Raw genomic sequence first — 25,275 nt, 5'->3', positions numbered from 1 at the left:
GCAGGTGCGCTGGCCAACCGGAGCACCAGGCAGCCCAGTCGGTCGCTCGACCAGGTCACATAGGACGAACCCTGGCTGACGCCGGTAGGGGCGTCCAGGCCAAGCGGCCCTCCTCAGTGAGGTGTGGGAGATGGCCCTCGACCGGGCTACCCTGGGTTAGCGCGTCGCACAGGTCGCCGATTAGCTCGGGCAGCGAGGGTCGCCCACGATGCCGCATCGGACCATTCTGCAGATCGGCCACGAACACGCCACCAAGCTCTGGGCCTGGTCGATGATCGACGACAAGGTGGTTTCCCGCTCCGTCGCCAGCGATCGGTATCCAGTGCGGATGCCATGATCGAGAATGGGTGGAAGGGCCAGCAACGTCGGTGCGACTACGCCACTCGTCCAGCGCCTCGTTTACCCCGAGGAGGTAGTGGCCGGGGTACAGGGACAGCCCGGCCACGAGAGCACCTTCGTTGCCGTCGTGCCACCGCCACAGGCGTTTCAGATCAGGCAGGAGTCGTACGCCGAGTTGGTGGGCTGCCGAGTCAATGGCGTCGAGGGTGGCAGGCGGGCGCAGCGACGCCCAGGTCGTCGGCGATCGCAGTCGAAGCCACTGTTCCAGTCGGGCCAGGTCAGTGGTCAGTGACATGTAGGCACCCCATTCACGGCGGTGGCACCGACCTCCGCAGGCCGGCCCCACCGCGTCATTCCCGGACAGGCTGGTCACGGCGTGTTGATGATGTGCACGAAGAACGGGTCCTCGTCGAGTCTGTGGTCCAAGACATACACGAGAGCGGACGCGACAACAGCCCGGTCCAGGATGGCGTGCCGGCTCGCGCGAGTGACATCCGCTGACGCGACATCCCTCCGCCGTTACAACGCCAAAGGGACCGGTTTCTTACTCGAAGCCTCGGGGGCGGGCTGGGCGGATAACCGCTCAGCCCGCCCCCGGACGCCGCCTATCTGCGACGCCCTTCCGCTACGCCTGGATGGGCGTGGTGAACATGTCCCGCGCCCGTCGGTGCGGTCACCTTCCGGGCATCGGTGGAGGTGAGGCGACAGCAGTGCCGTGGCCAACCGGGATGGCCACGGACGTCCGGCTCGGGCGGCGCCGGCCTGGTTGGCCTGCTACAGGCTGCCGATCAGCGGCTGTGCCTTGGAACCAAGGCCGTATCCGGTTTCCCAGGGGAACAGGCCTTGCTGGTCGGGCCACACCATCTGCTGCAGGCGCATGCGATCGCGCCCGTAGCGGGCGATCGCCATCCCTGGTAGCAGGTCGTTGGTGGGTGGGCCGTCGATGATGATGGCGTCGTAGCCGGCGATGAGGTCGCGGACGCGCTGGCCGTGGGTGAACCGTTCGGCTCTGTCGTAGACCCGGAGGGCGAGTTCGTTGAGCAGGCTGTGGGCGATCTCGGGGGACAGCCCGGCGGTGACCAGCTCCGGATGGTCGTGGGCGGTGAGCCCGACGGTGTAGGTGAACGGGGCGGTGCCAGGGTCGTCGTCGGTGGGCAGGACGTGCGTGACGGCCCAGCCGGTGGTGTCGATGAGGTGTTCCTGGCGTCGGAGGACGTCGTCGATGCTCGACATGTGTTGTCTCCTGATCATTCGGGGGTGCGGGTGGAGTCGGGGTCGGGTGGTTCGATTTCGACGAAGCCCCAGAGCCGTTGCATGACCTGCAGTTGCCAGGTGCGGTAGCGGTCGGCGAAGCCGCGGCAGACCGCGGGTGGGATCGGGCTGCCGGCGTACGGCAGGGTGGAGTGGCAGATGATGTAGCCGGCGTTGCCGCAGGCCTCGGTCACCATCTGTTTCAGGCGGCCCGAGTCGAGGTGCATCGGGTTGCCGGGTCTGAAGATGCAGGTGGCGCACTCGCGGGCGAGCAGCCGGGTTTTGCCGAGGTCCGGGTCGCCAACGGTGAGGCGGGCTGACGGGTCGGCATCTGGTTCTTCCGGCAGGTGGATGGGGTTGTCCATCGTTGATTCCTTGTCGTCGGATGGTCGGCCTTGCGATCCCGTGGACGGGTACGCCGCGGGGTGGGGCCCATGGCGCTGCGACAGCCGCAGATGTCGCAGCGCTGCGGCGCGGGACGCGGACTGGTCCACCGCCCGGCCGGGTAGGGACCGGCGGTGTTCAGGCCTGGGTGAGGGCGGTGACGGCGGCGTCGGCGATCGCGGTGATGGCCTCGACCGGGTCGGTGACGGTCAGCGTGGTGGCGTGGGTGAAGGTGTTTCCCCAGACCTCGTCGGGGTTGACCGGTTCGCCGTCGGTGGGTGGGTCGGCGGGGTGGAGCCACAGCACGGCGCAGCCGGCGCGGTGCAGGGTGGTGACGAGTTGTTGGCCGGCGGGGATGTCGTCGAGGTAGCCGTCGGAGACGACGGCGAGCATCCGCAGGGTGCGGCCGTGGCGCAGGTCGAGGAGTTGGTCGGCGACCTTGACCGCTTCGGGGAAGGTGGCGGTCGCGAAGCCGGTGCGCATGTGCAGCACCTGCTGGGGGTAGGTGCGTGGGGGTATCAGGACGGTGGTGCGGTCGCCGAAGCCGATGGTGGTGGTCGTCGCGTCGGCGCGGTGTGCGGCCTGGGCGAAGATCCACGCGGCGGAGGACATCGCCTGCGTGTAGCGGCCCATCGATCCGGACAGGTCGACCAGGATCGCCAGGTGCAGGCGGGGTTTCTCCGGTGGAAGTGGTGCGCGTTGCTGCCACGGGGCGGCCGTGGGTAGTTGCCCGGCGGCGGTTTGCGCGTCGGCGGTGATGGCGTGTCGGGTGCGCAGCCGCCCGGGTGGGATCGCCGAGGGCCGCCGGCCGGGTTCGGGGTGGCGGGTGCGTGCCTGCCGTAGCCGGTTGGCGAGGTCGCGGGCCGCGCGGTGCTCCTGCTCGGTCGGGTCACGGCGGTCCCACTCTGCTGGTGGACTGTGCCGGTGGACCAGCAGCGCCGCGGCGTACGCGGCCGGGGTGACACCGGCGGCGACGGCGAGGTAGTCGACGAGGGCCGCGGCGAGGCGGCCGGGGAACAAGCCCGGGTCCGGTGCGGGGGTGTCGTGCTGCTGGTCGGGGTCGATGCCGAGGACCTGACACCACCGCCGGGCCAGGGTGATCATGGTGTCGGCGTCGGTGTCGTCGCAGGTGTGGGCCTCCCGCCAGATGTCGCGTAGCTGCCGTAGGCGTGTGCGGCCGAGGACGCCGGTGACGGCGGCCCGGACGGGGCGGACGTCCTTACTCGTGACGATGCGGGCGTCGACGCGGGCCAGGAGCAGGGCGGCGAGCTGCCCGGCGTGCCACGCGTCGTCGACGGCCGCGTCGTCGGGGTCGAGGAGGGTCTTCACGACGTGGCGCAGCCATCGGCGGTCGCCGCGGCGGCGGGCGCGTTGGCGTCCTTCGGCCCGGGATTCCTCCAGCATGTCGGCGACGGCGGCGAGGATCGGCGGGGTGCCGGGTGGGGTGTTCCAGCGGCTGTGCGCGGCGTGCGCGGCACCGTGCACGAGCAGCCCGTACCCGGTGGGCACGAGGCGCTTGTGCCGGGTCTTGGCCGGGTCGGTGATGTCGGGCCGGTCGGCGATGTAGGTGGCGTCGACCTCGATGCGGTTCAGGTCGGGGTAGAAACACTCGGGCGCGTCGCCGGCGGCGCCGGGGGCGACCAGGACGGTCAGGTCGGTACGGCCGGTCAGCAGCGGGACGTGCTGGGTCCACGCCGCGGACCAGGCGTGCCAGTCGCTGGCGCAGGCCGGCGTCGGCGGCGCGCCCTGCTGGAGGTGGGTGCTGGGATGTGACACGGGGTTGGCTCCTTCCAGAACGGGGTCAGCGCTTGCCGAGGGTGAGCGCGGTGATCGGGGTGCCGGTGTGTCGGGACAGGGCGGCGGTGACGTCGTCGCGGGCGTCTTCGGGGGCGATGCCGGCCAGGTTGGCCAGGGCGGCGGTCATGCCCAGGTGGTCGCGGACCTTCACGAAGCCGAGCAGCTCGCGTAGCTGCGGCGCCCACACCGTCTTGCCGGCGGCGAGGTCGGCGTTGAGGTCGATCGCGGCGGCCACGACCTGTTTGGGCACGCCGAGTTGGCGGGCGAGGTCCCAGTCGGTGGTGACGTGCAGGTGCACGGTGAACCGGGAGGCCAGGGCCTCGGTGAGGACCGCGCCGTGCACGCCCGGGTTGTGGCCGGCGACGATGTAGAACCCGTCGACGGCTTCCACGGTCTCGTTGCTGTTGGCGGGGATGGTGATGACGCCGCGGCCGTCCATGGCCGGGTACAGCACGGCCAGGACGCGGGGCGGGATGAGGGTGGCGTCGTCGACCAGCAGCACCCGCCCCTGGCGCATCGCGGTGACGAGGGGTCCGTGGACGAACTCGTAGCCGCCGCCGGGGATCGGGGTGTAGGAGCCGAGGAAGTCGTCGACGACGGTGTCGCCGGTGCCGGCGACGGTCAGCAGGTCCGGAAACGCCGCCTCGACCATGGCGGTCTTGCCGGTGCCGGGCGGCCCGTACAGCAGCACGGGCACCTGCTGGGTGCGTAGCCGTCGCAGTTCCTCGACGTCCCAGCCCTTGCCGAGCCGCCGCGGGTGGTACAGCGTCCCGTTCGGGCGCGGTACCGGCGCGGGCCGGGACTGCCGCCCACCACCGTTGGAGCGGGTGCGGGGTGCGGCGGGTGGGAGGGTGCCGGCGGCGTCGATGCCGTCTGGGGTGATCTGGAAGCGGTGGTGCGGGTCGCGGTGGTGGGTGGCGTGCCCGGCGGCGGCCATCTTCTTCAGCGCCCCGAAGACCGCCCCGGACGACGGTGCGCCGATCGCCTGGGTGATCTCGCCGACCTTGAGAATCTGGTCGGGGTGGTCGGCCAGGTACAGGGCGACCTTGCGGTAGAGGTAGCCGGAGCGGCCGGAGCCCGCATCGGCGGTGGGAGTGCCGGTGCCGCCGGGCGGGGCCGGGTCGTTCTGCGGTGCACCGGCCTGCGGGTGTGGTGTGGTCATGGGGTCGCCTCGATTCAAGGGGTTGGGCCCGCGCACCCGTCTCCGGGTGCGCGGGCGGTGGGTACCGCACAGCGGAGACGGGCGGGGCCAACCACTGCCGGCCCTGAATCGGGCCGGGCAGGTGGGCGACCACACCCCGGTGGTGCTGAAGGGTCACGGCGACACGTCGGGTCGCCGCTGGTGCGTACTGGTCGGTGTCGTGGCCGCGCGGGCGGTGTCGACGCCGACGATGGAACCCCCACCACCCAGATCGATCAAGTCGAATGGGTGCGGGGGTTCGAGGGTGCGGGAGTACGGGTACGCCGGCTGACTACCCACGCACCGTGGGGGGCGGGAGCGACGCTGTCGGCCTGACCGTGGTCAGTCGGCGCAGCCCCGTTCGCAGCCCTGCGGGTCGCACTGCTGTCCCTCGGCCATCCGGGCCAGAGCCACCCGGGTGTCGCCGTCGAGGTCGTCGAGGAACGGCCAGCCGAACCCGTCGGCGAACGCCTTCACCTTGGGCGCCCCGTACACCGGGTAACCGATGCGGTCCATCCCGGCCACGATGTCGTCGCGGCCGAGAAGCCAGGCGAGTTCACCTAGCTTGTCCACCGACCGGCTCGCCGAGTTACCGCGGTGGTCGATGATCTTCCCGACGGCGAATCGCAGGTAGTCCCGGGCGTAGATCTCGTGGTCGATCCGCCGGGTCCACGCCTCGGGGTGGCGGGGGGTGACGACCTGGCGGGCGTGGTCGAGGTCGAGTGCCTCAACGAGCACCTCCTCCCGGAAGCCGAAGATGTCCTCGCGGTTGGCCCGCAGAGCCCAGACGCGGGTGACGATTTCCTCTTGGGTACGGATGGTCACGGGGTTTCCTTCCTGTTGGTCTCACCTGTCGTGGTGGTGTCGGGTGCCGCCGTCGGCGAGGCTTTCGGCGAAGCGGCGGGGCTCGGCCGGGACGCGGCCTACGCCTGGTCGGGGCCGGGTGGGTCGCCGATGATCCGGTCGCAGGCGTACGGGTCGACGGCCTCCCAGCACCAGGTGCGGCCCATCACCACGTACCGGCCGTCGCCGTCGGGGGTGATGCGGTCGATGGCGTCCGGGTCGCCGGACAGGGCGCGCTGGTCGGCGATGATGACGTCGCCGTCGAAGGACAGGTCGGCCAACGCTTCGTCGACCCGCCGGTCCAGGTCGTCGGCCGGAACGCCCTGCTCGCGGAGGTGGTGGCGGTGCTGGTCGCGGTGGCGCTGCTGGTCGGCGACGATCGCCTCGGCCACCGGGCGGGTGCAGGAGAACACCGCCCATCCGTTCCAGAAGTCGATCAGGGTGCCGACGAACCCGACCGCGATCCGGTCGTCGCCGTCCGGGCCGGTGGTGCGCGCCCAGTCGCCGGCGAACACGCCGACGTCGCCGACCCGGACCCGGTCGGGGTGCAGGTGGGACACGTCGGCCCCGGTGGGGCTGGCCGCGAGGCGACACCGTTCGGTCACGTGGTCGGTGACGGCGGTGTCGTAGGCGTCGCGGTAGACGGTCATCGCCTCGTCGCGCTGCGGGATGCGCAGTCCGAACCAGGCGGAGACGTCGCCGGTGGCGTCGGCGAACAACTCCCACCCCACGGTGTCGACCGGCTCTCCGGCCAGGGTGAAGTGGGGCAGGGTGTCGAGGACCTCCGGGTCGCCGTCCTCGACACCGGCCAGGATCCGACGCGCGGCCAGGCGGGTGTCACCGCTGGCCCGGGCGCCGATGGTGTCCTGCGCCCACCATTGGGCGGCGGTGCGTCCGGCCTCGGTGCCGGCGTCGCGCATTCGCCGTAGCGCGGTGGCCCATCCGGTGGCCTCGCCGACCAGCCCATCGGCCGGCGGCCCCGTGGTGACCGGTGCGATGCGATCGCCGTCGTCGAGGCACATCGTCAGGGTTGAGCCGTTGTCCCAGGTGACCTCGATGGTGTGGTGCCGCTGGTCGTGGCGGCGGACGGTGCCGGTGTCACCGGGCCGCAGCCGGGTGTGGGGGTCGTTGGTGTGGATCAGGGTGACGCGCTGGCCGGGCTGGTAGTTCATGGTGTGCTCCGATCAGTGAGTGGACAGGACAGGCCTTCGCCGGAAGGCGACGGCCTTGGGGTGGGCGTGCTCATGGAGTGCCGTCTGCCGTGCCACCCGTCGGGGGCTGGGGCGGCCAGGGTTTGCGGACGAGGTGCTCGCCGAACATCGGGTCGGTGGCGATCGAGGAGCCGCAGCGGGTGCAGCTGGTGACGGTGTCGTAGCCGTAGCCGGCCATGGACGGCGCCTCGACGTGGTCGATCTCGTCGACCGCGCCGCAGACGGTGCACACCGTCATCCCCGGGCCACCGCCGTCGCCGGTGGGTTCGGTGACGAACAGTTCCTCGACAGGGTCGAGGTGGTGGGCGCTGTGCCGCAGCCAGCGGCCGTGGACCGTCGCCTCGTACACCACCAGCCGCCGCTGGTCGAGGTGCAGCAGGTACATCCACTCGACGACCCCGTCGAGGTCCTCGCGGAGCGAGCCCTGCCGGACCGCGCCGTACTCGGTCGGGTAGCCCAGTCCCGGTACGGGTGGCAGCCGGTCCCACCGCCGACGCTTGGGGTTGACGGCGAGGGTCCACCAGTCGTGGGCCAACAGCGCGACGCCCATGGCGTCGGTGTCACGGCCGAACGTGTCGGTCCAGATCCGACGCAGCACCGGCACCAGGGTCTCCGGAGCCTCACCGAACTGGAGACGACGGGCGGTGTACCTGCCGCGTAACGCGGCGACACCGATCAACGTGGGTGTACTCATGTGCCTTTTCCTCCTCAGGAATGTGGATGGGGTCGCGGTGGTCGCCTCGGGGCGGGACGATCACCGAGCTGTGGTGGACCGCGGCACCGCGCCGGTATCCGCGATCGGGGTCTTACGGGGAGATGCGGTGTTCGTCACCGCGCGGGATTCCTCCGTGCCGACCGCTTCCGCCGGGGACGCAGAGCGGCCCGGTGCGGGCGGGTCTGTCGGTGGTCGGCATTACCGTGCGGGGCATGGCGGCACCCATGAGGCGCGCGAAACACATCGCGTCCGCCCTGCGGGGGACCTACCTGCAGGGCCACGTGATTCGGCCGGACATCGGCGAGACGTTCGTGGTGAGCGGGATCGATCCCGCGCACCTGCTCGAGGCGTGGCAGGCCTCTCACACGGCCATGCCGGTGACCGGCCGATGGCCCGTCTTCACGCTGCCGGGCGAGCTCCACCACGGCCCGTCCGCCGCGGAAATCGCCGAGCTGCGCCGAGAGGCGCAGACCCTGGATCCGTGGCCGGTGTTCACGCGTCACCGCGTCGACGAGCCACGACACCATGCGGACGTGGAGCGCTACGTGCGGGCGTTCCTGGGCGACGAGATGGTCACCCCGGCGATGGAGCAGCTGAGGCCGCCGACCACCACGAAAGCGCTGACCCGGTGGACCTACGACACCCTGCTCGCCAATCCGCACCTCGCCGCCCGGGTGGTCCGCGGCTACGAGCACCTCATCGGCACCCGGCAGTGGCACACGTTTTCCGAGGTGGAGTTGGTGCTTCTGCCGACGACGTCGCAGTGGCTGGCTCCCGCCTGGGGGCAGTACTTCGGCACACCCTGCGAGAACGGCGTCGCGGCGTGGGCGGCGGCGATGCGGCAGTGGGAGCAGCGGTGGGGCGCCGCCCTCATCGCCGCCTGGGGCACCATGCTGCAGTTCACCGCGCAACGCCAGCCGCCACCCGGTCCGCAGGCATGGGAACTCGCCGGGCAGTTGATGGCTGTCGGCGGCAGTCTGCAGTGCCAACAGTGGCAACTCGCGATCGCTCTCACCCGCAGTGACGCCTGGTTCCTACACGACCGCCCCTGAACGGTGCTCTCTTACCGGACAGCGGCGAGTGCGGCGCTCTGCGTGGCCATGAACGGCACCGGGTCGATCGCGCCGTTGGCGCTGGCGTCGCCGTGGTGGTGCACCTCGTAGTGCAGGTGCGGGCCGGAACTGTGGCCGGTGGAGCCGACAACGCCGATCGGTTGGCCGACGGTGACCCGCTGCCCGACCGTCACCGTTGGCGGCTGGTCCATGTGGCAGTAGCGGGTGAGCAGTCCGGCGGCGTGGTCGATGTCGACGTACCAGCCGCAACCCCTTGTCAGATCGGGATCACCGTCGCGGTCACAGCCCCACGGCGCGCCCGTGCTGGCGTGGACGGCGTTGCAACGCACGGTGCGGACCGTGCCGGCCGACGCCGCGCGGATGACCGTGCCTCGTGGGGCGTTCAGGTCGACGCCGTGATGGCCGGGGCGGCCCGCAATGCGGAATCCGGATCCGACCGGGGCGAGCACGGGCTGGGTCCACGGGCCGGCGGCAGCCCCGCACCCCGCCAGGCTGGCAGTGGGCATGCCGGTGGTGTTGGTGATCGTGGTGACGAGGTCGGTGGCCGGGGCCTCCCACGTGGCGTAGGCGTCGGGGTAGGCGCTGATCTGCACGGCCTGCGCGGCGTCGGTGAGCGGCATCGCCTGCCAACCGCTGATGGTGACCAACGTGCCGAAGAACCTCTCCGCCGCGTAGACGGGATCCCGTAGCTGGGCCGGGGTCCCCCAGCCTTGGCTGGGACGCTGCTGGAACAACCCGACCGAATCCCGGTCACCGCCGGGCAGGGCGCGCAGGGTGCTTTCTTGCATCGCGGTGGCGACCGCGATCACCCACCCTCGGACGGGCACGGCGAGGCGGGCGCCGGTGGTGACGATCGCGGCGGCGTTACCGACCTGGTCGCTGTCCCAGTCACCGATCGCCGGCCACCCGCCCAGTGGCGCGAATGGCGACATCGACGTGGACGGGGCAGCGGTGGGAGACGCGACCACGGGGACGCATCCGGCAGCGGCGTCGCCGCCGAGGAGGAATCCACCGAGGCCACCGGCGCAGAGGATGAACACGGCGGTGAGCGCCACGGCCAGCGACACCAGGAACCGAAGGCTCATCCGCGCCCCCGGCAGCCGGCCGTGAGGCAACGGGTCCGGCGCGGACGCGAGCGAACGACCCGGGCAGGCCCAGGATTCCGCAGGCCAGTAAATGGAGCGGGACGGGGCGTCACAGGTTTCTGTAGGCCCGCGTCGCGGTGCGGGATACCGGCCTGGACACCCGGCCATCGGGGTGCGCGGTGGAGGTGGCGGGCGGTCGTCGGCGGCGCGACGTCGGCGGTGTTGGCGTAGCAGGTGGCTCCCACGGTTGTCTCCTTGCGTTGGGGCAGCGCAATGCGGGCACGCCGGTGACCGCGCGACCCCGTATCGGGCCGCGCGGTCACCGGCGCGCTAATGGGTGGGGTGCTGGTTCAGCGGGCGAGGACGGCGACTTTCTCGCCGTGCAGCAGCGGTGCGCCGTCGGGTCCCTTGATGTGGGCGTGGATCCAGATCCGGTACACCTGGCCGTGTCGGTCGGTCAGGCGGCGCCAGTGGCCGCGGACGACGAACCTCACCCGGTAGTGCCACCTTGCGGGCCCGTCGGCGGGTTCGGCCAGGCCGGAGGTGCGCCGCAGCATCACCACGCGGGTGTCGTGGACGATCGATGCGCGTGCGGCGCGGCGGCGGGCGGCCCGGTCCAGCGGCGCCGGCGTGGCGATGGCGATGGGTTGGGCTTGGATGCGCCAGAAGGCGTAGGCGATCGCGGCGCACACGTGCGTGCGGGCGGTGGCGTCGGTGATGACGTACCGGCCGTCGGGTGCGGTCTCCCAGTCCCGGTCGGGTTCCTCGACATCCCGTGGGTCGACGGCGGGCACGGGTTGTGCGATGGGCAGCACGTTGACGTCGGTGAGAACGTACGGGCCGAGCCGTGACAGCAGGGTGGGGTCCTGCTGGGCGTAGGCACGGATGCGGGCGGCGTGGGGGTCGTCGGGGTCGTCACGGTGGGCCCAGCCGCAGATCAGCCAGGATCGCCCACGGGGGGAGGTGATGGTGGTCCAGGTGATCGCGGCGATGCCACTGACCCTGCCTGCCAGGGTGCGGTGGTAGATGGGCTCGGGAAGGAACAGCACGCCGGCGTCGGTGGGGGCGGCGTCGGCGGTGAGCAGGTCGCCGGTGAGGTCGAGGGCGTCGGCTCCGGCGGCGACGACGGCGGTCATGGCGGGGGCGATCACGTAGGCCTCGCCATGGGCCCACACGGCGCTGTTCGCCCGGTTCAGCATGTGGACGAGCTTGTGGTTCGGGTCCGTTCCGCTGGCGTTGTCAGGCGGAGGCAGGGCTGCCCAGCGGGTCTCGACGAACGCCTTGTGGTATTCGTGGCCGGCGATGCTGGCGCAGTACTCGTGCATGCGGGTCTTCATCGCGACAGCGGCGCGCGCGTAGCCGGGAAGAGTGGATTCGGTGCGCAGGTTCATGACGTCCTCCTAATCGAGATGAGGCGCTCGGGTTGGGGATCACGCGGCGTAGGAGGCGGTGAGTGCCGCGCCAGGGATACGGCGTGGCAGCCGATGCGGAACCCGTGACCGCAGGTGTGTGGCGGTGGCGGCGAGTCCGGCGGTGAACCAGCCGACGAAACCGCTGGCTCCGCGCCGCTGGGGTGCTTGCGGGCGGCTGGTGACGGCCGGCTGCGGCACAGGAGGTGGCGGGGATGCCGCGCCTCGGGCGGCGCGCATCGCGTGTTGTGCCTGCCGGGCGGCGAGGCATGGGCCGGTCCCCTGGTCGGCGCACCGCAGGTTGACGCATCGGTTGTCGGGTCCGGGTTGGTGGGCGGTGAGGACGTCGACGGCCAGCCGCCACAGCAGCCGGTCGGTGACGTCGCTGGGCACCAGGGCCCGGTGGGAGGGGCGGTTGCGGCTTCGGTCAGACATGGCGGACGGCCTTCCTTTAGATTTCGGGCAGGGGCCATCGACCGACCGATGTCGGCGGTGTCGTGCCTGATGAACGGCGCGGACGACGGCGACACTGATCGACGCTTACCTCTGCGTGAAGGTCAAGTCGTTCGCTTCGGGGCGGGCCGGCTGGTGCTCTCAACGAGGCGGGTCAGCCCGGCGCGGATGGCGGGGGCGTCGTCGTGGCCGACGTGGTCGTCGACGCGGACCAGGGGGCGTGGTTCGTGGCGCTGCCGGGTGATCTGGTAGCTGCGGAGGTCGACGTCGACGGCGTCGATCCGGCGTACCTCGTGGATGTCGTCGGAGGCGACGCGCACGTCCTCGTAGCGGATGCCCCAGGCCAGCAGCCGGACCCCGGGAGTGGCATCGGCGAGCAGGTCGACGATGAGGCGGATATCGACGCAGGCGGCCAGGGTGGGCCGGCCGACCGGACGGTCAGCGCGCAGCGCGTCGGCGAGGTCGGGCAGGAAGTCCACGAGTCCGGCGCGGTAGCGGCCCAGGCGGTGGTCGTCGAGCGGAAGGTGGGCGACGCGCATCTGGCGTCGTGTGCCGCTGGCTGATGAGGGGGCGGGCCGGTCCTGGGCGAGCAGCAGCAGGGGCGGTTGGCCCCAGGCCTGGAGTTCGGCGTCGGCCTCGACGTCCAGCAGGCATCCGGTGAGGGCACGGACGGCGTTGAAGGTCATCACGGTGATCGGCTCCTTGACGCGGGTGAGCCCCGCAGACCGACCGGCCTGCGGGGCTCACGTGGTGGCGGAGGGGCTTCCTGTCGGGCGGGTGTGGGTGCGTTACCGCAGGTCGCGGTAGCGGACGCCATCCCCCGCCGCCGGGGTGTGACCCGGGTCGTGGGCGTGCGGGATGCCACGGAGGCGTTTGGCGAGGTACATGGCCTGGTCGGCGGCGTGCAGGAGGTCGCGGGGCAACATGTGCGGCTCCGCGGTGGCGTAGCCGACGCTGGCGGTGAGCGCGACCTGGTGGCCCGCGATGTCGTACGGGGCACCCGAGATACTCCGGTGAGCGGCCCGGGCGGCGGACTCGACGTCGGCGGCATCGCCGTAGACGACGAGGGCGAACTCGTCGCCGGACAGATGCGCGGCCAGGACCACCGCCGGTCCGAGGGTGACCAGACGCTGGCCGACCTCGTACAGCAGGTCGTTGCCCGCCTCGTGACCGTGGGTGTCGTTGACCTGCTTGAACCGGTCGAGGTCGATCAGGACGAGCCCGAGCGGCTCCCCGAGCGAGAACATGACATCCAGGACGGTGCGCAGAGCCCGCCGGTTCGGCAGGTCACTGGTGTCGTTGTGGGTGGCCAGACGGCGCCAGTGGGACCGGTCCTGTTCACGGTCGTCCAGCGTCCGCCGCTGGTGGTCGATGATCCGCCGCTGCCGCATCAGCGGCAACAAGCAGGCGGCGAATCCGGCGAGCACGCCGCCAGCCGCTGTCAGGAAGGGGTACAGGTGAGACACTCGGCATCACTCCTTGCTGTTGAAGGAGCACCGGGGTGGGCGTGGTACCGCCAAGTTCGACGCCCACCCCGGGCTACCACGGGTGTGGGATCAGCGGTCGGTCCGCGCGGCGAGTTGAAAGGCCGCCGGCTTCTCGACGACCTGGACCGCCAGACCGTCGGCGACGAGCTTGTGCACGGCGTTGACGACCGCGCCCGCGCTGGCCCTCGCCGCGCCGCTGCCCGCGTTCGCCTCGTCGATGGCCTTGCACAGCTGGCTGGTCCGCAACGGCTGGCCGGGATGGGCTTCCAACACGTCGCGGATCGCGCCGCGCAGGCTGCCCTTGGATCGGCGTGGCTTCCCACTGGCCGACGCGCTCGCGGCGTCGCCTGTCCGGTTGGCCACGTCCGAGTTGTCGCTGCCCTCGGGTTCGGGAACCTGCCCGGAGGTCGCATCGGCGGTCCCGGCCGTCGTCTCGTCGACGCCGGCCGGTGGGCGGTCCTCGTGGGTCGCGGTGAGGGCCTGTTCGCTGTCGTCGGTGTCTGACCGGGCTGGCGCGTCCTGCGACGGCGGCTGGTCCGCTTCGTCGTGGGGTGTCGGTGAGGGCGCACCGGCCGGTGGGCCGCCGGTTGGCTCATCTCCCGGTCCCGCCCCGACCGCGGTGGTCGCGGCCTGTTCCTGCGGCACCGAGGGCTCCGGATTGTCGGGCTCGGAGTGGGCGGTCGTGCTGGCCGATGGGCCGCCGTCGTCGTGGCGTTCTGACCGAGTGGTGGGCTGGCGCCAGAGCGTGCGCCCGTCGTCGGCGCGGAACGTCTCCGCCTGGCCGGTGTCCTCCAGCAGCCGCAGGCGTTTGGTGGCCGTGGAGTAGCCCACCCCCGCTCGTTGGGCGATCGCCGCGGCGGTGTCCTGGCCGAGTGCCGCCAGAGCGGCGGCGACCCGGTCGAGCGCGCTGGGCGGCGCGGTCTGCTCTAGTTCACTGTCCATCGTGTTCTCCTCGTTGGTTGCCCGATGTGTGGTGGCGTGCACTGATGCACGCTTCGACGGCGGCCGTGATCAAGTGCGTGCCCGGATCTCGGGAGGCCCGTCGGCGCGCCGGGGCGGCGGTGAGGTCCGGCCACGGCGTGGCGCCGTAGGCGGGTTCGTGTCGCCGGCATCCGCAGGGGTCGGACCAGTGCGGGGTTTGTAGCGGTCGGGACGTTGGCGGGTGCGGGGACGACCTAATCGGCGTGGAGGATCGCGACGGCCCGCTGGAAGAGCCTCTCGGTGAGGTTCTCCAGCGGTGTCGGGGTGGTGCTGCGCGATGGCGTAGCGGGATGCCAGGTGGAGGTGGGTTCGTCCGCGAGTGGGGTCCAGGTCATGGCGGGGGTGAGGACCTCGACGAGGGCGTGGCTCTGCTGCGGGTAGGGGTCGCGGTGGATCCGGACCCGCAGGCGGTGGCCGCCTGCGGTGCGGCGGACCTCGGTGAGGTCGTAGCCTGCCCCGCGTTCGCCGAAGCTCCGGTCCACCACCGTCAGGTTCGGTGGGGTTGTGTCGGCGTCGCCAGCGGGGATGCTGCCGCCGGTCACCGCTGCTCCTCAGTCCGCTGTTCGAGACCGGCGGTGTTGGGGCCGGGAAGCAGGTTGCTCGCGACGAAGCGCAGGGCGGCGGCTGCTTCGGTGAGGGTTTCCTGGATCGCGGTCGCGTCGCCGTGGTCGAGGCCGTAGCTGTCGATGCCCTGCGGGCTGTGGGCGAGGTTCCGTAGCCCGGTGGTGAGGATCCGTAGGAGAGGGGTCAGCGAGGCGGCGAGATCGGTGAGATCGCGCGGTGTGGGTACGGCGGTGGATCGGGTGGGGCTGAAGTAGTCGGCCAGGTAGGTGGCGGTGATCTCGAGGATCCGCGCTGCGGTGCTGGCCCGTTCCGCGCTGACGTCGGTGTCGTGACCGAAGGTCGATCCGATCAACTCGGTCAAGTGGTCGGGGGACATGTCGAGCGGCTTCCACGCCACGACCTGGTTCCCGGGAACGCCTCTGGTGGCCGGGCCGGGGGACACCCACCGTCGGAATCGCTGGACGAGGCCGCGCAGGAACACAGCGCTTTTTCCTTCGCGGGACGTGCTGATCCCCCCTGGCTGCTGCTGGTCCGTCCGTGTGGGGGACGTCGCTCTGGTCGGGGTGGCGAGTGTGTGGGCGCGGGCCCAGGCGATGCCGGTCGCCCGCGCGGCCTCGGCGGACCAGGCGGCGGCGTCGCGCAGCCATACCTGGATGTCGGCGGCGGCGTCGCTGACGCCGCCGCTGTCGTCGAGGCCGGTGAACGAGGTCTCCCGCGCCTGGTCGAGCAGGTGGGATCCGGTCTGGACGTGGACCCGGGCGAGGAGTCGGCTGGTGCGGTGCAGGTATCCGATCAGGGAGGCGACGTCGGCAGTGGTGTCCAGGGACAGCAGCGCGCTGAAGGGGCCGGTGGCCGTGTGCAGCCACCGGTTCAGGTGCTCGGCGGCGGTGAGGGCGCTGCCCAGACGGGCGGGGCTGTAAGGGCCGTCGATGGCGAACAGGTCGGCCATCGTCTCGAGCCAGGAACTGGTCTCGCTGTCGATGGGGAGGTGGTCCTCGACGAAGACCGGCGGGGAGGGGTTTCCGTTCGCGTCCGGGCAGATGGGCCGGTCGTTGGCGAGATGCCACCAGGAGCCGCCGCGGCCGCGATAGGCGCTGGTCCAGTCACTGGCGGGCTGGTCTACCACCGGGTCATGGCAGACAGGGCAGATCGGGAGTCGGATCATGGCGTGTCCGTCCTTCTAGACAGGGTGATGTCGGCGACCAGGGACCTGGTCGCCGTCGACTTCGGTGGAGCGACCCCACGGCGGGTCACCAATGCGGACGTGTCGCTACCGGGGTGGCAGTGGAAGAGGGAAAGGGCGGCCGTGTCGTCGGCCGGTGGCGCAGCAGGTGCCCCTGCCAGGGGCGGCTGGCGAATCACCGACCAGGCACGACGGCCCGTCTGAGAGGTGGGGTCGAGGGCGGGACTAACCGTGCCGGCTGGTCGTGGCCCGGCGTGCCCGGTCGACACCGCCGCAGGGATCAGAGGCTGGGCGGGCCACCGGCGGCGGTCGCGGTAGCCGGTGGGGCATGAGGTGGGGTGCCGGGCCGACCGGGCGGCAGCGCCATCCTTCGGATACAGGGATGGCGCTGCCGGCCCGATCGGAGGGTGTCAGCGCGGGGTGCGGAAGCGCCCGCGGCCGACACCGGCGATGAGAGCGTCGTTGACGTAGTCGACGACGAGGATGCTCCAGCCGGCGTCGATGCCGGACTGGATGAGGTGCAGCAGGTCGCGTTCGGGTCCGTGCAGCGGCATGTCGCCGAGACAGCCGGGGTGCAGCCGCCGGTAGTGCCTGCCGGTGAGTTCCCCGGCGAGCACCGGGGTTTCCTGCCAGCCGACGAGGCCGTAGGTGACGGGCCGCAGGCGGTGGTGCTCACCCACGGAGCTGTTGTCGCTGGTCAGGTAGACCCGGTGGAACTCGTCATGCATGACCCGCAGCGCTGCCGGCGTCAAGTGGAGTGCCTGAGGGTTGGTGGTGTTTCGGCGCCTGGCGCGCAGGCAGGCGTCGGCGAGTTGCTCGACCTCGTCGAGCAGGAACATGACGCGACCCATGGCGTTGTCCTTCCTGTCGAGGCCGGGGTTCAGAGCGCGACGGCGAGCAGCCGCTGGTCCGGGTCGGTGGTGGCGAGCAGGCGGTGGGCCTGTTCGAGGTAGGTGACCCGGTCGGCCATGGCGTCACTGACCGGTACCAACTTCGCGCCGTCGGCGGTGATCAGCGCGTCGCCGACGATCGCGGTCAGCGCGCTGTGGTGCTGGTAGGCCATGGAGCCGGCCTGGTACATCTCCAGCTCGCCGACGGCGATCCGCCCGGCACCGTAGGTGGCGGCGTTGTGCATCCGGATCGCGTTGACCCGGGGCTGGTGGTGGAAGTCCGCCGCTGCCGTGTCGTACGGGTACTTGGTGGGGTCCGCGAGGTGGCGGGCCTGGTAGACGTGCCACGGGGTGGCCGGCCTGGTGCCGTGCACGATCTGGCTGAACAGTTGGTGGCGGATACCCGCGCCCATGCCGGCGGCCTGACGCATGCCGTGCAGGTCGAGCAGTCGTACCGGTCCGCCCGCGCAGTAGGCGGGGCGGCCCTTGCGCAGTCCGAACATCTGGCCGCGCTGCCACGGGTACATGGCGGTGGCCCAGAACCGGGGCGACAGGGTGCCCCGCACACCGAAGGTGCGGTCGAGTTGGTGTGCGGTGAGGGCTTCCCGGGGCAGGTCGTCCGGGACGCAGACGATCATGGTGCCGAACGTCGCCGTCGGTGGGGTGGCCTTGCGGGCCGGGTCCTTGGCCATGGGGTCCTCCTAGGGTGTGGGCGCGTCAGGGCGCGCGGAGATGACCGGCCCACCGGGTACGTGGGTCGGTCGCAAGGGGAGAGGTGTGGTGCGGGGTGGTGCGGTGCGACCTGGGGTCGCCGCGCGGCGCGGTGCCGACCGGCCCCTGGAAGGGGCGGGTGGGCGTGGCGCACCGGTGGTGCGGCGGTGGTTCCGAGGTGGGACCGAACCGGGTGGGGATATATGTGGGTGCTGTTGGTGCCGTGAAAGGTAGCGGCCTGTTCTGTCAGGCCGCTGCGGCGACGTGGCCGCCGAACAATGGGGTTGACCTGCGCTGTAAGACGTTCCGGCCTGCGGTGAGCCGTCGTCGGCGTCGACGCTGTGAGACTCCGGACCACTCACAGGCGATCGTGGTCAGTGACAGACGCAGCGCGTGGGCGACCTGCCCGGAAGCCCTCGGTGTGAGCGGCCGGTGCCGCTGACCTGCGGTGTGAGTCCTACAGGTCGTCGAAGCGCTGCGGGTTGGTGACGGTGTCGGGTCCGTGGTCGCAAGGCAGCTCGTGCAGGTAACGGCGGCGGGTGGGGTCCGAGACGAGGGTCCACACCCGGCCGGCCGGGTCGGGACTGTGCACGGCGGTCGCGATGGGGCTGGTGGTGCGCAGTCCGGCGAGCACGCCCAGGAGGCTGGTCTCGCGGCGGCGGCTGGGCACCCAGAACAGGACGGGGTAGCGGGGGCCGAAGGTGGTGAGGCGTTCGTAGCCGCGCAGCTTGGCCACGACCCGGGCGAGGTTCTCGGTGTCGTTGTCGTGTTCGAGGAAGAACCCGGTCGATGTGTCGCCGACGGTCCACACGCCGTGGCCGTCGGGGCGGATGCCGGCCTGGGCGTAGACGGTGGTGGCGTGCTGCTCGGACCACCAGCGTGACAGCCGGACGGCGTCGGCGCGGCGGGCGGTGGCCAGGAGGTCGGTGAAGAACTGGTTGACCCCGAGCAGGTGGTTGACCTGACCGCTGGCGGCGATCCGCTTGGCCCGCTCCAGGGAACTGCGCGGTGCCCTGCCGCCGTTGCCGTTCGGGTCGTGGTACCTCGTCGGGTGCAGTTGCAGGCCGATGGGGCCGAGGGTGTAGAGCAGGGATCCGTAGCGGCCGTGGGCGCCGCTGCGGCCGAAGCGGTGCAGCACGTCGAGGCGGTGCAGGATCGTCAGCCGCCGCTGCGCGGTACGGCGGTTGTCGAAGAACGCGTGGGTGATCTGGTCGGTGGACAGCAGGTAGTGCTCGGCCAACAGCCGGAGGAGAGCGTGGTCGCGGGGGACGATACGACCGAACACCGCGAGGGGGTCGGGTTTGCTGGACAGGGGCGGGACACGGGAGTACACGGATCGCTCCTTGGGCAGGATGAGGGTTCCCTCCCGATCGGGAGGGGTGTCTGGCACGGGAGGGGACCGCACCGGGGGTCTGTCAGGGGGTGTGTGCGGCACTGACAGCCCAGGTCAGGACTGTGCGGCGTGCGGTGGGCGGTCACGGGTGGCGAACCCGGTGACGAGCCGGTGCGCGACCCGGTCGACGCCTCCGGACCGGCAAAGGGCGGTCAGGTGCGGTCGCTCTTCGGGCGGGTCCGCCGGTCGTCGGGCTTGCGGCTGAGCCGTTCGACGAGGTCGTCGATGGCGCTGGTGTCCTGCACGGGTACCGCCGCCGCGGCGGCCTGGCGGATGGCGGTCGCCTCGCCGACGATCGGCCTCGGTGGGCGGGTCTTCATCGTGAACGCCGGGGTCTGGCGGCCGTCGACGACGAGGCGGGCCGCGGCGGTGTAGGCGTCGAGGTGGGCGAGGTCGTGCTCGCCGAGTTCGGGCATCGTGTGCCGGGCGAGGACCTTCGCGTCCTCCGGCGCGACCGTGAAGTACACCTTGTTGCGGGCGTTCGCCGACGCGGCGGCGAGCAGGTCCCGCGGGAACTGGGCGAGGTCCTGGTGGGCGAGGACGAGGGACAGCCGGTACTTGCGGGCCTCGGCGAGCATCGTGTCCAGGCTGTTGGCCAGGGTCAGGAAGTTCTGCGCCTCATCGATAATCAGCGTCGCGTCGCGTCGCCGCTCGGACGAGGTGGCGGCGCGGGCGGTGGCGGCCTGCCACACCTGCGCGAGGATCAGAGAGCCGAGGAGCCGGCTGGTGTCCTCGCCGAGAACACCCTTGGGGATCCGGACAAGCAGCACCCCGCCGTCGAGGACCTTGCCCATGTCGAAGCTCGACTTCGGGTACCGCATGGTGCGTTTCACGAAGTCACGCAGCAGAAACGAGCGCAGCCGGGCCAGGACGGGTCCGATGACCTGGGACCGGAGGCTGTCGTTGAGGCTGTCGTACCACTGCCAGAAGCCACTCAGCCCGGCCGGGTCGTCCAGGTCCACGGTCATCGCCGACCGGAACTGGGGGCTGTTGAGCAGCGGGGGGATGTGCTGCAGAGTGACGTTGTTGTGGCGTAGCAGGGTCAGGCACGCCACCCGCATGACGTCGTCCATCCGCGGCCCCCACGCCTTGGCGAAGATGTTCCCGAAGATCGACACGAGATTGTCGACGACCAGGTCCGGGTCGTCGCCTTCGAGGGGATTCAGCGTCGGCGGATTCTCCTGGTCGGGGTCGAAGAGCACGACACGGTCGGCGACGGTGGCGGGAAGCCGGTCGAGGATGTCCAGGACAAGGTCGCCGTGCGGGTCGATGACGACGGTGCCCCGGCCGGCCCTGATGTCGTCGAGGGCCATGTTGACCAGCAGGGTGGTCTTCCCGGAGCCCGTCGCACCGATCACATGCAGGTGATACCTCGCATCGGCCACCGACAGCCCGACGCTGTGGCCGCCGATCTCCGCATCGCCGAGCATCTTCACGCCACGCCCGCCACCGGGGACGGCGACCGGTACCGGCATGGACGCGGCCCGGGCCCGGTCGAGGCCGGGCACGGCGAGGTCCCGCGGCAGGGCGGCGAGGGCGGCGAGTTCCGGGGTGGAGGTGAGGAATCCGGTGCCGAGGCGGCGGGCGGCGAGGACGGCCACCGGGGCGGGCAACCGGGCCCGGTGGGTGAGCCGGTTGCGGCCGGTGTGGATGGCGAACGCCGAGGCGAGCGTGTCGGCGATACCCCGCAGCCGACCACGGGGGTCCGCGCCGGACCGCTGGTTGGTGGTGGCGACGGCGTACCGGATGCCGGTCTGCCACAGCGGGTGCGCCGTCTTGTCCAGGACCGCCCGAACGTCCCGCTCCACGGTGGGATCCCGACGGGCGGCGGAAGCGATGCCCCGGCCACCGCCGCTGTTGCCGGGTAGGAACGCGTCGAGCAGCCACAGCAGCGGCGCGGCCGGGTTGATCGCCGGGACGGCGGTCTTGCCGGCGCGTAGCCGTCCGGCGGCGCGACGGGCTCGTGCCGCCCGACCGGGTGCGGCCGGGCGGGCGAGGATCTGCACGCACGCGTACTCGCCGGGTTTCAGTTGCGCGCCAGCCGACATCAGCGGACGCAGCGGGTCCGCATCGTGATCGACGGCAAACGGCAGCCACTCCGCGAACATCGGCAGCAAATGTCCACCGGTGGCCGGGTGCGCCGGTAAGGGGATCGGCGGTGGCGGGTTGGTGTCGGTGGTTGTGGCCGAGTTGGGCCACGCCGCTCGGACCGCCGCCTCGACCGCCCCGGGCGGGACGGTGCCGGGCACCCAGATCGAGATGAGCAGCTGCCGACCCGACCATGTGTACTGCCACACGACATGCGGGACGCCGTAGAGCAGGCGTCGCCGGCGTGATGGGGTGAGCACACCGGCGAGGTTCGCCCACAACGCGCCCGCGCTGCGCGGGTCGACCTCGGGCGGCGGCGCGACCGTCACAAGCCGCGCACCCTGGGCGTGATGGTGGTGCCGCCGGATCTCGACCATGTTCCGGGCTGCGACCCAGCCGACCAGCAGCCCGGCGGCGACAGCCGCCAACCAGGGCCGCTGTGTGGCCCACACGGCGACGTCGACCAGGGCAGCCCCCGGTCCGGTAGGAGGCGGAACGGCACCGGTGCCCGGCCCGGACGTAGGGCTGGGCACCGGTGGCGGCGAAAGGGGCACGGATCCCCGAACGTCCAGGGGTGGTGTCACAGGTCGTCCTCCTCGTCGCCCTCGGCCAGCTCGACCGGATCCGTGGTGCACAGCGCGTGCTCCGCGTCCGAGGAGATCGACTCGAAGCTTGTTCTGTGCACGCCGGAGATCAACAGGCCGTGGCCTCGGCGAGCTGACAGCAGCAGGCGTCGTTCGCCGCCGGTGAGTCCGAACGCTTCCCCGACGGCGTCGATGGCCTGTGGGGCCTGCCGTAGCAGTACCTGGGTGGCGGCGTTGGACACCACCGCCCGGCCGAGGTCGGTGCCGAGTACGTCGGCGGCGTCCTGGGTGACCACGGTCAGCCCGGCGTTGCGTTTGCGTGCCGCCTTCGACATGCGGAACAGGAACTTCGCGCCTTCGCCGTCGCGCATCAGCAGCCATGCCTCATCGACCACGACGAGCCGCCGCTGGGACGGCCGTCCGGGTGCGTCGACGGTGCGCCAGATCGAGTCCAGCGCGAGGAGGGTGCCGACGGTGCGCAGCTCATCGGGTAGGTGCCGCAGCGACCACACGACCAGGTGCCCGGTCGGGGTTTGGGTGGTGGGCCCGTTGAACAGGTCGGCGAAGCTGCCCTGCACCCACGGCGCGAGCCGGGCGGCCAGCGTCGCGGCGGCCGGGTCGTCGTCGGCGCGCAGTGTCTGCGCGAGGTCGCGGAGCAGGGGTGCCGGCCGGTGGTGGGTGGCGGGATCGGCGGTGATGCCGGCTTGCCGGTAGACGGCGAGGATGGCCCGGTCCAGGGCGGCCCGTTCCGCCGGTGGCGGTTGATGGCCGAGCAGCACGCTGATCAGGGTGTGCAGGAACAGCCCGCGGCGGGTCAGGGTGTCGGAGCGTCGGTCGCCGGCGGGCAGGTCGAGGGGGTTGATCTTCACGCCCGGCAGGCCCAACCGGACAACACTGCCGCCGACGGCGTCGGCCAGCCGCAGGTACTCGTCCTCAGGGTCCACGACCGCGATCTGCACACCGTGGTAGAGGTTGCGCAGGATCTCCAGCTTCACGAAGTACGACTTCCCGGCCCCGGAGCGGGCCAGGACGATCGAGTTGTGGTTCTCCTGCGTCCACCGGTCCCACCAGACGATGCCGGCGCTGGCCGGGTTGACCCCGTACAGGACACCACCCGTGGTCGGCGGATCACCGGGCAGCGGTGCGGGCAGGTCCGGGCTGGCCAGGGGGAACGCGGCGGCCAGAGCCTGGGTGTCCATGGTGCGGAGCATTCGTAGCCCGTCGGTGGCCAGGGGCAGGGTGGTGGTCCAGCCGGCCAGTTGCCGCCAGGTCGCCGGTTGCACGTCCAGGAGGGTGGACGCGGCGGCGGCCCGCACCTGCGCGCACGCCTGTGCCAATTCGGCCTCGGAACGGGCGTGGACGGTCAGGTACAGGCCGACGCGGAACAGTTTCGCCGCGCCGCGGGCGAGTCGTTCAGCCAGGTCACCGGCGTCCTCGGCGGCGGCGTCGACGTAGGGGTCGGCCAGCCTGCCCCGGTCGGAGTCCGCCCGGCGAGATGACTCCAAGCGTGCCCGTTGGGTGCGCAGGCGGGCGGCGGCGATCGGCGCCGGTAGCGGCTCGATGTGCAGGGCGAGGTCGAGGCGGCCAGGCCAGGACAGCAGTGGTTCCAGCCACGCGCCGCCGACCTCTGCCGGGTATCCGGTCACCACGAGGGTGGCGGCGTAGCCGTCGCCGACGCGCAGCCATCGTGGGGTGACCTCGACCGTGGCCGGCGCGACCGTCGACGCCAGCCGCGGCTGCTCATTACCGCCCGTGGTTCCTCTCTTCCTGATCATGGTGTCTTCCTGTTCGTGCGGGGGGTGGTGGCGGTGATGACGGCGTCGGGCGCGGCCAGGCCGCCTGGGCGCGGTAGCCGGTAGGGGTCGGCGGCGGAGGCCAGTGCGGCGGTGACCGCCGGGCCGTTGAGGACCTGTGGGCTGACGCCGAGGCCGGACAGCGTCCGTGCCGTGTTCTCGGCGCGGCGCAGGCCCGCGTGGGAGGTCCGGTCGCCGGCTGCCGTGCGGTGGACGATCAGGACCTGCCGGCGCAGCGGGTCCCGCCGGGTGGCGAGGTCGGCGAGGAACGCGGCGTGGTCGGCGCACGCCGCCCGCAGATGGGGGTGCGGTTGGGCGTCCGCGGCGGCGGCGAGGGCACGGCCGTGGGAGGCCAGGTCGACCGGTTGCGCGGACACGACGATCTGCGTGGGCGTCGACAGGCTGTTGAGCCACCTGCCCCACCCGTCGATCAGGGCCGCCTGCTCGGTGGGGATGCGTAGGGCGAGGTTCACCGTGGTGGTGCCGACGATCGCCGCCCGGGCACCGGCAAGGGTGATCTCCCCGTCGTCGTCGATGGCGTCAGCGGGCAGCCGCAGCGGCGCCGGCAGCGGCACCCGCCCGCTCCGGGGCGTCTCGACCCACTCCGGCACCCCCGTGTCCGCCGCGATGCTGGTGCTGGACAGCGAGCGGGGAGCGCGGGTGTGGCGGATCGCGTGCAGCAGCCACACGTCCATGGCCAGGCCGTCTCGGCGGCCGAGGGCCAGGCCGATGACCAGCCCGCCGAGCAGCACTCCCGCGCCGATGAGGACCGGTGCGGGCACGACCGCGTGCAGGGTGCGCCACGCGGCGTAGAGGAGCAGGGTGCCGGCGGCGACGATCGCCAGTTGGTGGAACGTCAGGCCGTAGGCGACCTTGTCGGGGGCGTCGACGTCGGCGGGCATCCGCGTACGGGTCAGGTCACCGTCGGAGTCGGGTGGGGTCATCGGATGCCCCTTCGTAGCGTGTTGAGGCCGGGGACGGCGCGGGAGAGTTGCTGGACCACGACGACGCGGACGACCGCGCCGAGCATGTTCGTCGTGCCGCGTCCGCTCTGGCCCGCCCAGCGGGCCATCAGGGTGGGGATCTTGACGGTGGTCCAGAGCAGGACCACGACGACCAGGAGGTTGAGGGTGCCGCCGGGGTCGGCGGGCAGGCCGAACACCGGCAGCATGGCCTGCGGGTCGAGGAGGGTCTGTTCGCCCGCGGTGAGGAAGAACGCCTGGGCGACGGGGATCGCGAGGCATCCGGTGTAGGAGCGCCACCACAGGCGGGCGAACGGGTCGGTCTGTGGCAGGGCGTGGCAGGCCAGCGCCAGCGGCGCGACGGCGGTCATCACCAGTAACGCCACGAACCGGCCGATCAGCTGGAACGCGGTCGTCACGACCAGCACGGCGATGATGAGGACCAGGACCAGGAACAACAGCGGGACCATGTGGTCCTGTGCCGCCGTGAGGTGGGTGCGGATCGCGGTGAACGCCCCTGTGTCGTCGGGGCCTGCCTCGCTGATCGCCGCGGTCAGGGCGTTGGCCACGTCGATGAGCTGGGCGCAGGCGAGCTGCGAGAAGTGCGCGGCGGTGAACCCGACGACCAGCCGAGGGAGGAGGTCCTTGACCGTGTATCGGGACTGTTCGCCGCCGCCGGCGACCATGACGAGCACGCCGGCGGCGACGAACGCCAGGACGAAGACGGTGTCGACGATCCAGACCGACCGGCCGGTGAGGGCCTGCACCTGCGGCAGCGCGGTGACCTTCGGGGTGGTGAGCAGGATGCCGGTGATCAGGTCGAAGATCGCGGTGAGGCAGGCCAGGATCGCCGTGGTGAGCCAGTCGAGGGCCTGGTCGAGGAACCATCCCATGACGAC

General features: G+C 71.7%; 24 protein-coding genes. 1 reads left to right on the top strand and 23 read right to left on the bottom strand.

Going from position 1 to position 25,275, the window contains the following annotated elements:
* Nucleotides 1–55: 55 nt before the first annotated feature.
* The 8 genes from H1A17_RS35770 to H1A17_RS02510 form a co-directional block, all read right to left on the bottom strand.
* A complete protein-coding gene (locus tag H1A17_RS35770; protein WP_194820945.1) occupies nt 56–634 on the bottom strand; it encodes an SMI1/KNR4 family protein in 579 nt (192 codons plus the stop codon).
* 479 nt (nt 635–1,113) lie between these two features.
* Nucleotides 1,114–1,572, bottom strand: a complete 459-nt coding sequence (locus H1A17_RS02540) for a DUF4262 domain-containing protein (RefSeq protein ID WP_194820944.1) — start codon at nt 1,570–1,572, stop codon at nt 1,114–1,116.
* 14 nt (nt 1,573–1,586) lie between these two features.
* Complete coding sequence (locus H1A17_RS02535) at nt 1,587–1,955, bottom strand: hypothetical protein (protein ID WP_194820943.1); 369 nt, start codon at nt 1,953–1,955, stop codon at nt 1,587–1,589.
* A 157-nt stretch (nt 1,956–2,112) separates the two neighbouring features.
* Nucleotides 2,113–3,750, bottom strand: a complete 1,638-nt coding sequence (locus tag H1A17_RS02530) for a VWA domain-containing protein (protein WP_194820942.1) — start codon at nt 3,748–3,750, stop codon at nt 2,113–2,115.
* 25 nt (nt 3,751–3,775) lie between these two features.
* The gene (locus tag H1A17_RS02525; RefSeq protein ID WP_194820941.1) at nt 3,776–4,933 is read right to left on the bottom strand and encodes an AAA family ATPase; all 1,158 of its coding nucleotides are present in this window, start codon (nt 4,931–4,933) and stop codon (nt 3,776–3,778) included.
* Nucleotides 4,934–5,293: 360 nt separating this feature from the next.
* Entirely contained in the window at nt 5,294–5,776 is a 483-nt protein-coding gene (locus H1A17_RS02520; RefSeq protein WP_194820940.1) for a hypothetical protein, read from the bottom strand.
* A gap of 98 nt (nt 5,777–5,874) precedes the next feature.
* Nucleotides 5,875–6,966 (bottom strand): DUF4314 domain-containing protein, encoded by a 1,092-nt coding sequence (locus H1A17_RS02515; protein ID WP_194820939.1) that lies wholly within the window; start codon nt 6,964–6,966, stop codon nt 5,875–5,877.
* Nucleotides 6,967–7,036: 70 nt separating this feature from the next.
* Nucleotides 7,037–7,699: a hypothetical protein gene (locus H1A17_RS02510; protein WP_194820938.1), complete on the bottom strand. Its 663-nt coding sequence runs from the start codon at nt 7,697–7,699 to the stop codon at nt 7,037–7,039.
* 233 nt (nt 7,700–7,932) lie between these two features.
* On the opposite strand from H1A17_RS02510, the gene H1A17_RS02505 reads away from it, so the two are divergent.
* Complete coding sequence (locus H1A17_RS02505; RefSeq protein ID WP_194820937.1) at nt 7,933–8,772, top strand: DUF4253 domain-containing protein; 840 nt, start codon at nt 7,933–7,935, stop codon at nt 8,770–8,772.
* 11 nt (nt 8,773–8,783) lie between these two features.
* Here H1A17_RS02505 and H1A17_RS02500 read toward each other — a convergent pair whose 3' ends face one another.
* From H1A17_RS02500 to H1A17_RS02430, 15 genes are all read right to left on the bottom strand, one after another.
* On the bottom strand, nt 8,784–9,878 hold the full coding sequence (locus tag H1A17_RS02500) for a M23 family metallopeptidase (protein WP_194820936.1): 1,095 nt from the start codon (nt 9,876–9,878) through the stop codon (nt 8,784–8,786).
* A 350-nt stretch (nt 9,879–10,228) separates the two neighbouring features.
* A complete protein-coding gene (locus H1A17_RS02495) occupies nt 10,229–11,269 on the bottom strand; it encodes a hypothetical protein (protein ID WP_194820935.1) in 1,041 nt (346 codons plus the stop codon).
* Between the two features lie 39 nt (nt 11,270–11,308).
* Nucleotides 11,309–11,722: a hypothetical protein gene (locus tag H1A17_RS02490; RefSeq protein ID WP_194820934.1), complete on the bottom strand. Its 414-nt coding sequence runs from the start codon at nt 11,720–11,722 to the stop codon at nt 11,309–11,311.
* Nucleotides 11,723–11,844: 122 nt separating this feature from the next.
* Nucleotides 11,845–12,426, bottom strand: a complete 582-nt coding sequence (locus tag H1A17_RS02485) for a hypothetical protein (protein WP_228542784.1) — start codon at nt 12,424–12,426, stop codon at nt 11,845–11,847.
* A 102-nt stretch (nt 12,427–12,528) separates the two neighbouring features.
* A complete protein-coding gene (locus tag H1A17_RS02480) occupies nt 12,529–13,206 on the bottom strand; it encodes a GGDEF domain-containing protein (RefSeq protein WP_194820932.1) in 678 nt (225 codons plus the stop codon).
* A gap of 90 nt (nt 13,207–13,296) precedes the next feature.
* Complete coding sequence (locus tag H1A17_RS02475) at nt 13,297–14,169, bottom strand: hypothetical protein (RefSeq protein ID WP_194820931.1); 873 nt, start codon at nt 14,167–14,169, stop codon at nt 13,297–13,299.
* 233 nt (nt 14,170–14,402) lie between these two features.
* Nucleotides 14,403–14,750 carry a hypothetical protein gene (locus H1A17_RS02470; protein ID WP_194820930.1) on the bottom strand — a complete coding sequence of 116 codons (348 nt, stop codon included), beginning with the start codon at nt 14,748–14,750 and terminating at the stop codon, nt 14,403–14,405.
* Nucleotides 14,747–15,898: a hypothetical protein gene (locus H1A17_RS02465; RefSeq protein WP_194820929.1), complete on the bottom strand. Its 1,152-nt coding sequence runs from the start codon at nt 15,896–15,898 to the stop codon at nt 14,747–14,749. Before H1A17_RS02465 ends, H1A17_RS02470 begins: the two co-directional genes overlap by 4 nt.
* 467 nt (nt 15,899–16,365) lie before the next feature.
* Nucleotides 16,366–16,794, bottom strand: a complete 429-nt coding sequence (locus tag H1A17_RS02460; protein WP_228542783.1) for a hypothetical protein — start codon at nt 16,792–16,794, stop codon at nt 16,366–16,368.
* A gap of 41 nt (nt 16,795–16,835) precedes the next feature.
* Nucleotides 16,836–17,537, bottom strand: coding sequence for a hypothetical protein (locus tag H1A17_RS02455; protein ID WP_194820927.1), 702 nt, complete (start codon nt 17,535–17,537; stop codon nt 16,836–16,838).
* 476 nt (nt 17,538–18,013) lie between these two features.
* Nucleotides 18,014–18,889, bottom strand: coding sequence for a replication-relaxation family protein (locus H1A17_RS02450; protein ID WP_194820926.1), 876 nt, complete (start codon nt 18,887–18,889; stop codon nt 18,014–18,016).
* A gap of 212 nt (nt 18,890–19,101) precedes the next feature.
* Complete coding sequence (locus tag H1A17_RS02445; protein WP_228542798.1) at nt 19,102–21,504, bottom strand: type IV secretory system conjugative DNA transfer family protein; 2,403 nt, start codon at nt 21,502–21,504, stop codon at nt 19,102–19,104.
* A 113-nt stretch (nt 21,505–21,617) separates the two neighbouring features.
* Nucleotides 21,618–23,396, bottom strand: coding sequence for a VirB4 family type IV secretion system protein (locus H1A17_RS02440; RefSeq protein ID WP_194820924.1), 1,779 nt, complete (start codon nt 23,394–23,396; stop codon nt 21,618–21,620).
* Nucleotides 23,393–24,316 (bottom strand): PrgI family protein, encoded by a 924-nt coding sequence (locus H1A17_RS02435; RefSeq protein ID WP_194820980.1) that lies wholly within the window; start codon nt 24,314–24,316, stop codon nt 23,393–23,395. Before H1A17_RS02435 ends, H1A17_RS02440 begins: the two co-directional genes overlap by 4 nt.
* Before the next feature lie 38 nt (nt 24,317–24,354).
* On the bottom strand, nt 24,355–25,269 hold the full coding sequence (locus H1A17_RS02430) for a conjugal transfer protein TrbL family protein (protein ID WP_194820923.1): 915 nt from the start codon (nt 25,267–25,269) through the stop codon (nt 24,355–24,357).
* Between the last annotated feature and the right edge of the window lie 6 nt (nt 25,270–25,275).

The organism is Micromonospora sp. S-DT3-3-22 (assembly GCF_015354745.1).
GTDB lineage: Bacteria > Actinomycetota > Actinomycetes > Mycobacteriales > Micromonosporaceae > Micromonospora > Micromonospora wenchangensis.
The sequence above is the reverse complement of the archived record's forward strand: the minus strand, read 5'-3'. Positions and strand labels throughout refer to the sequence as shown.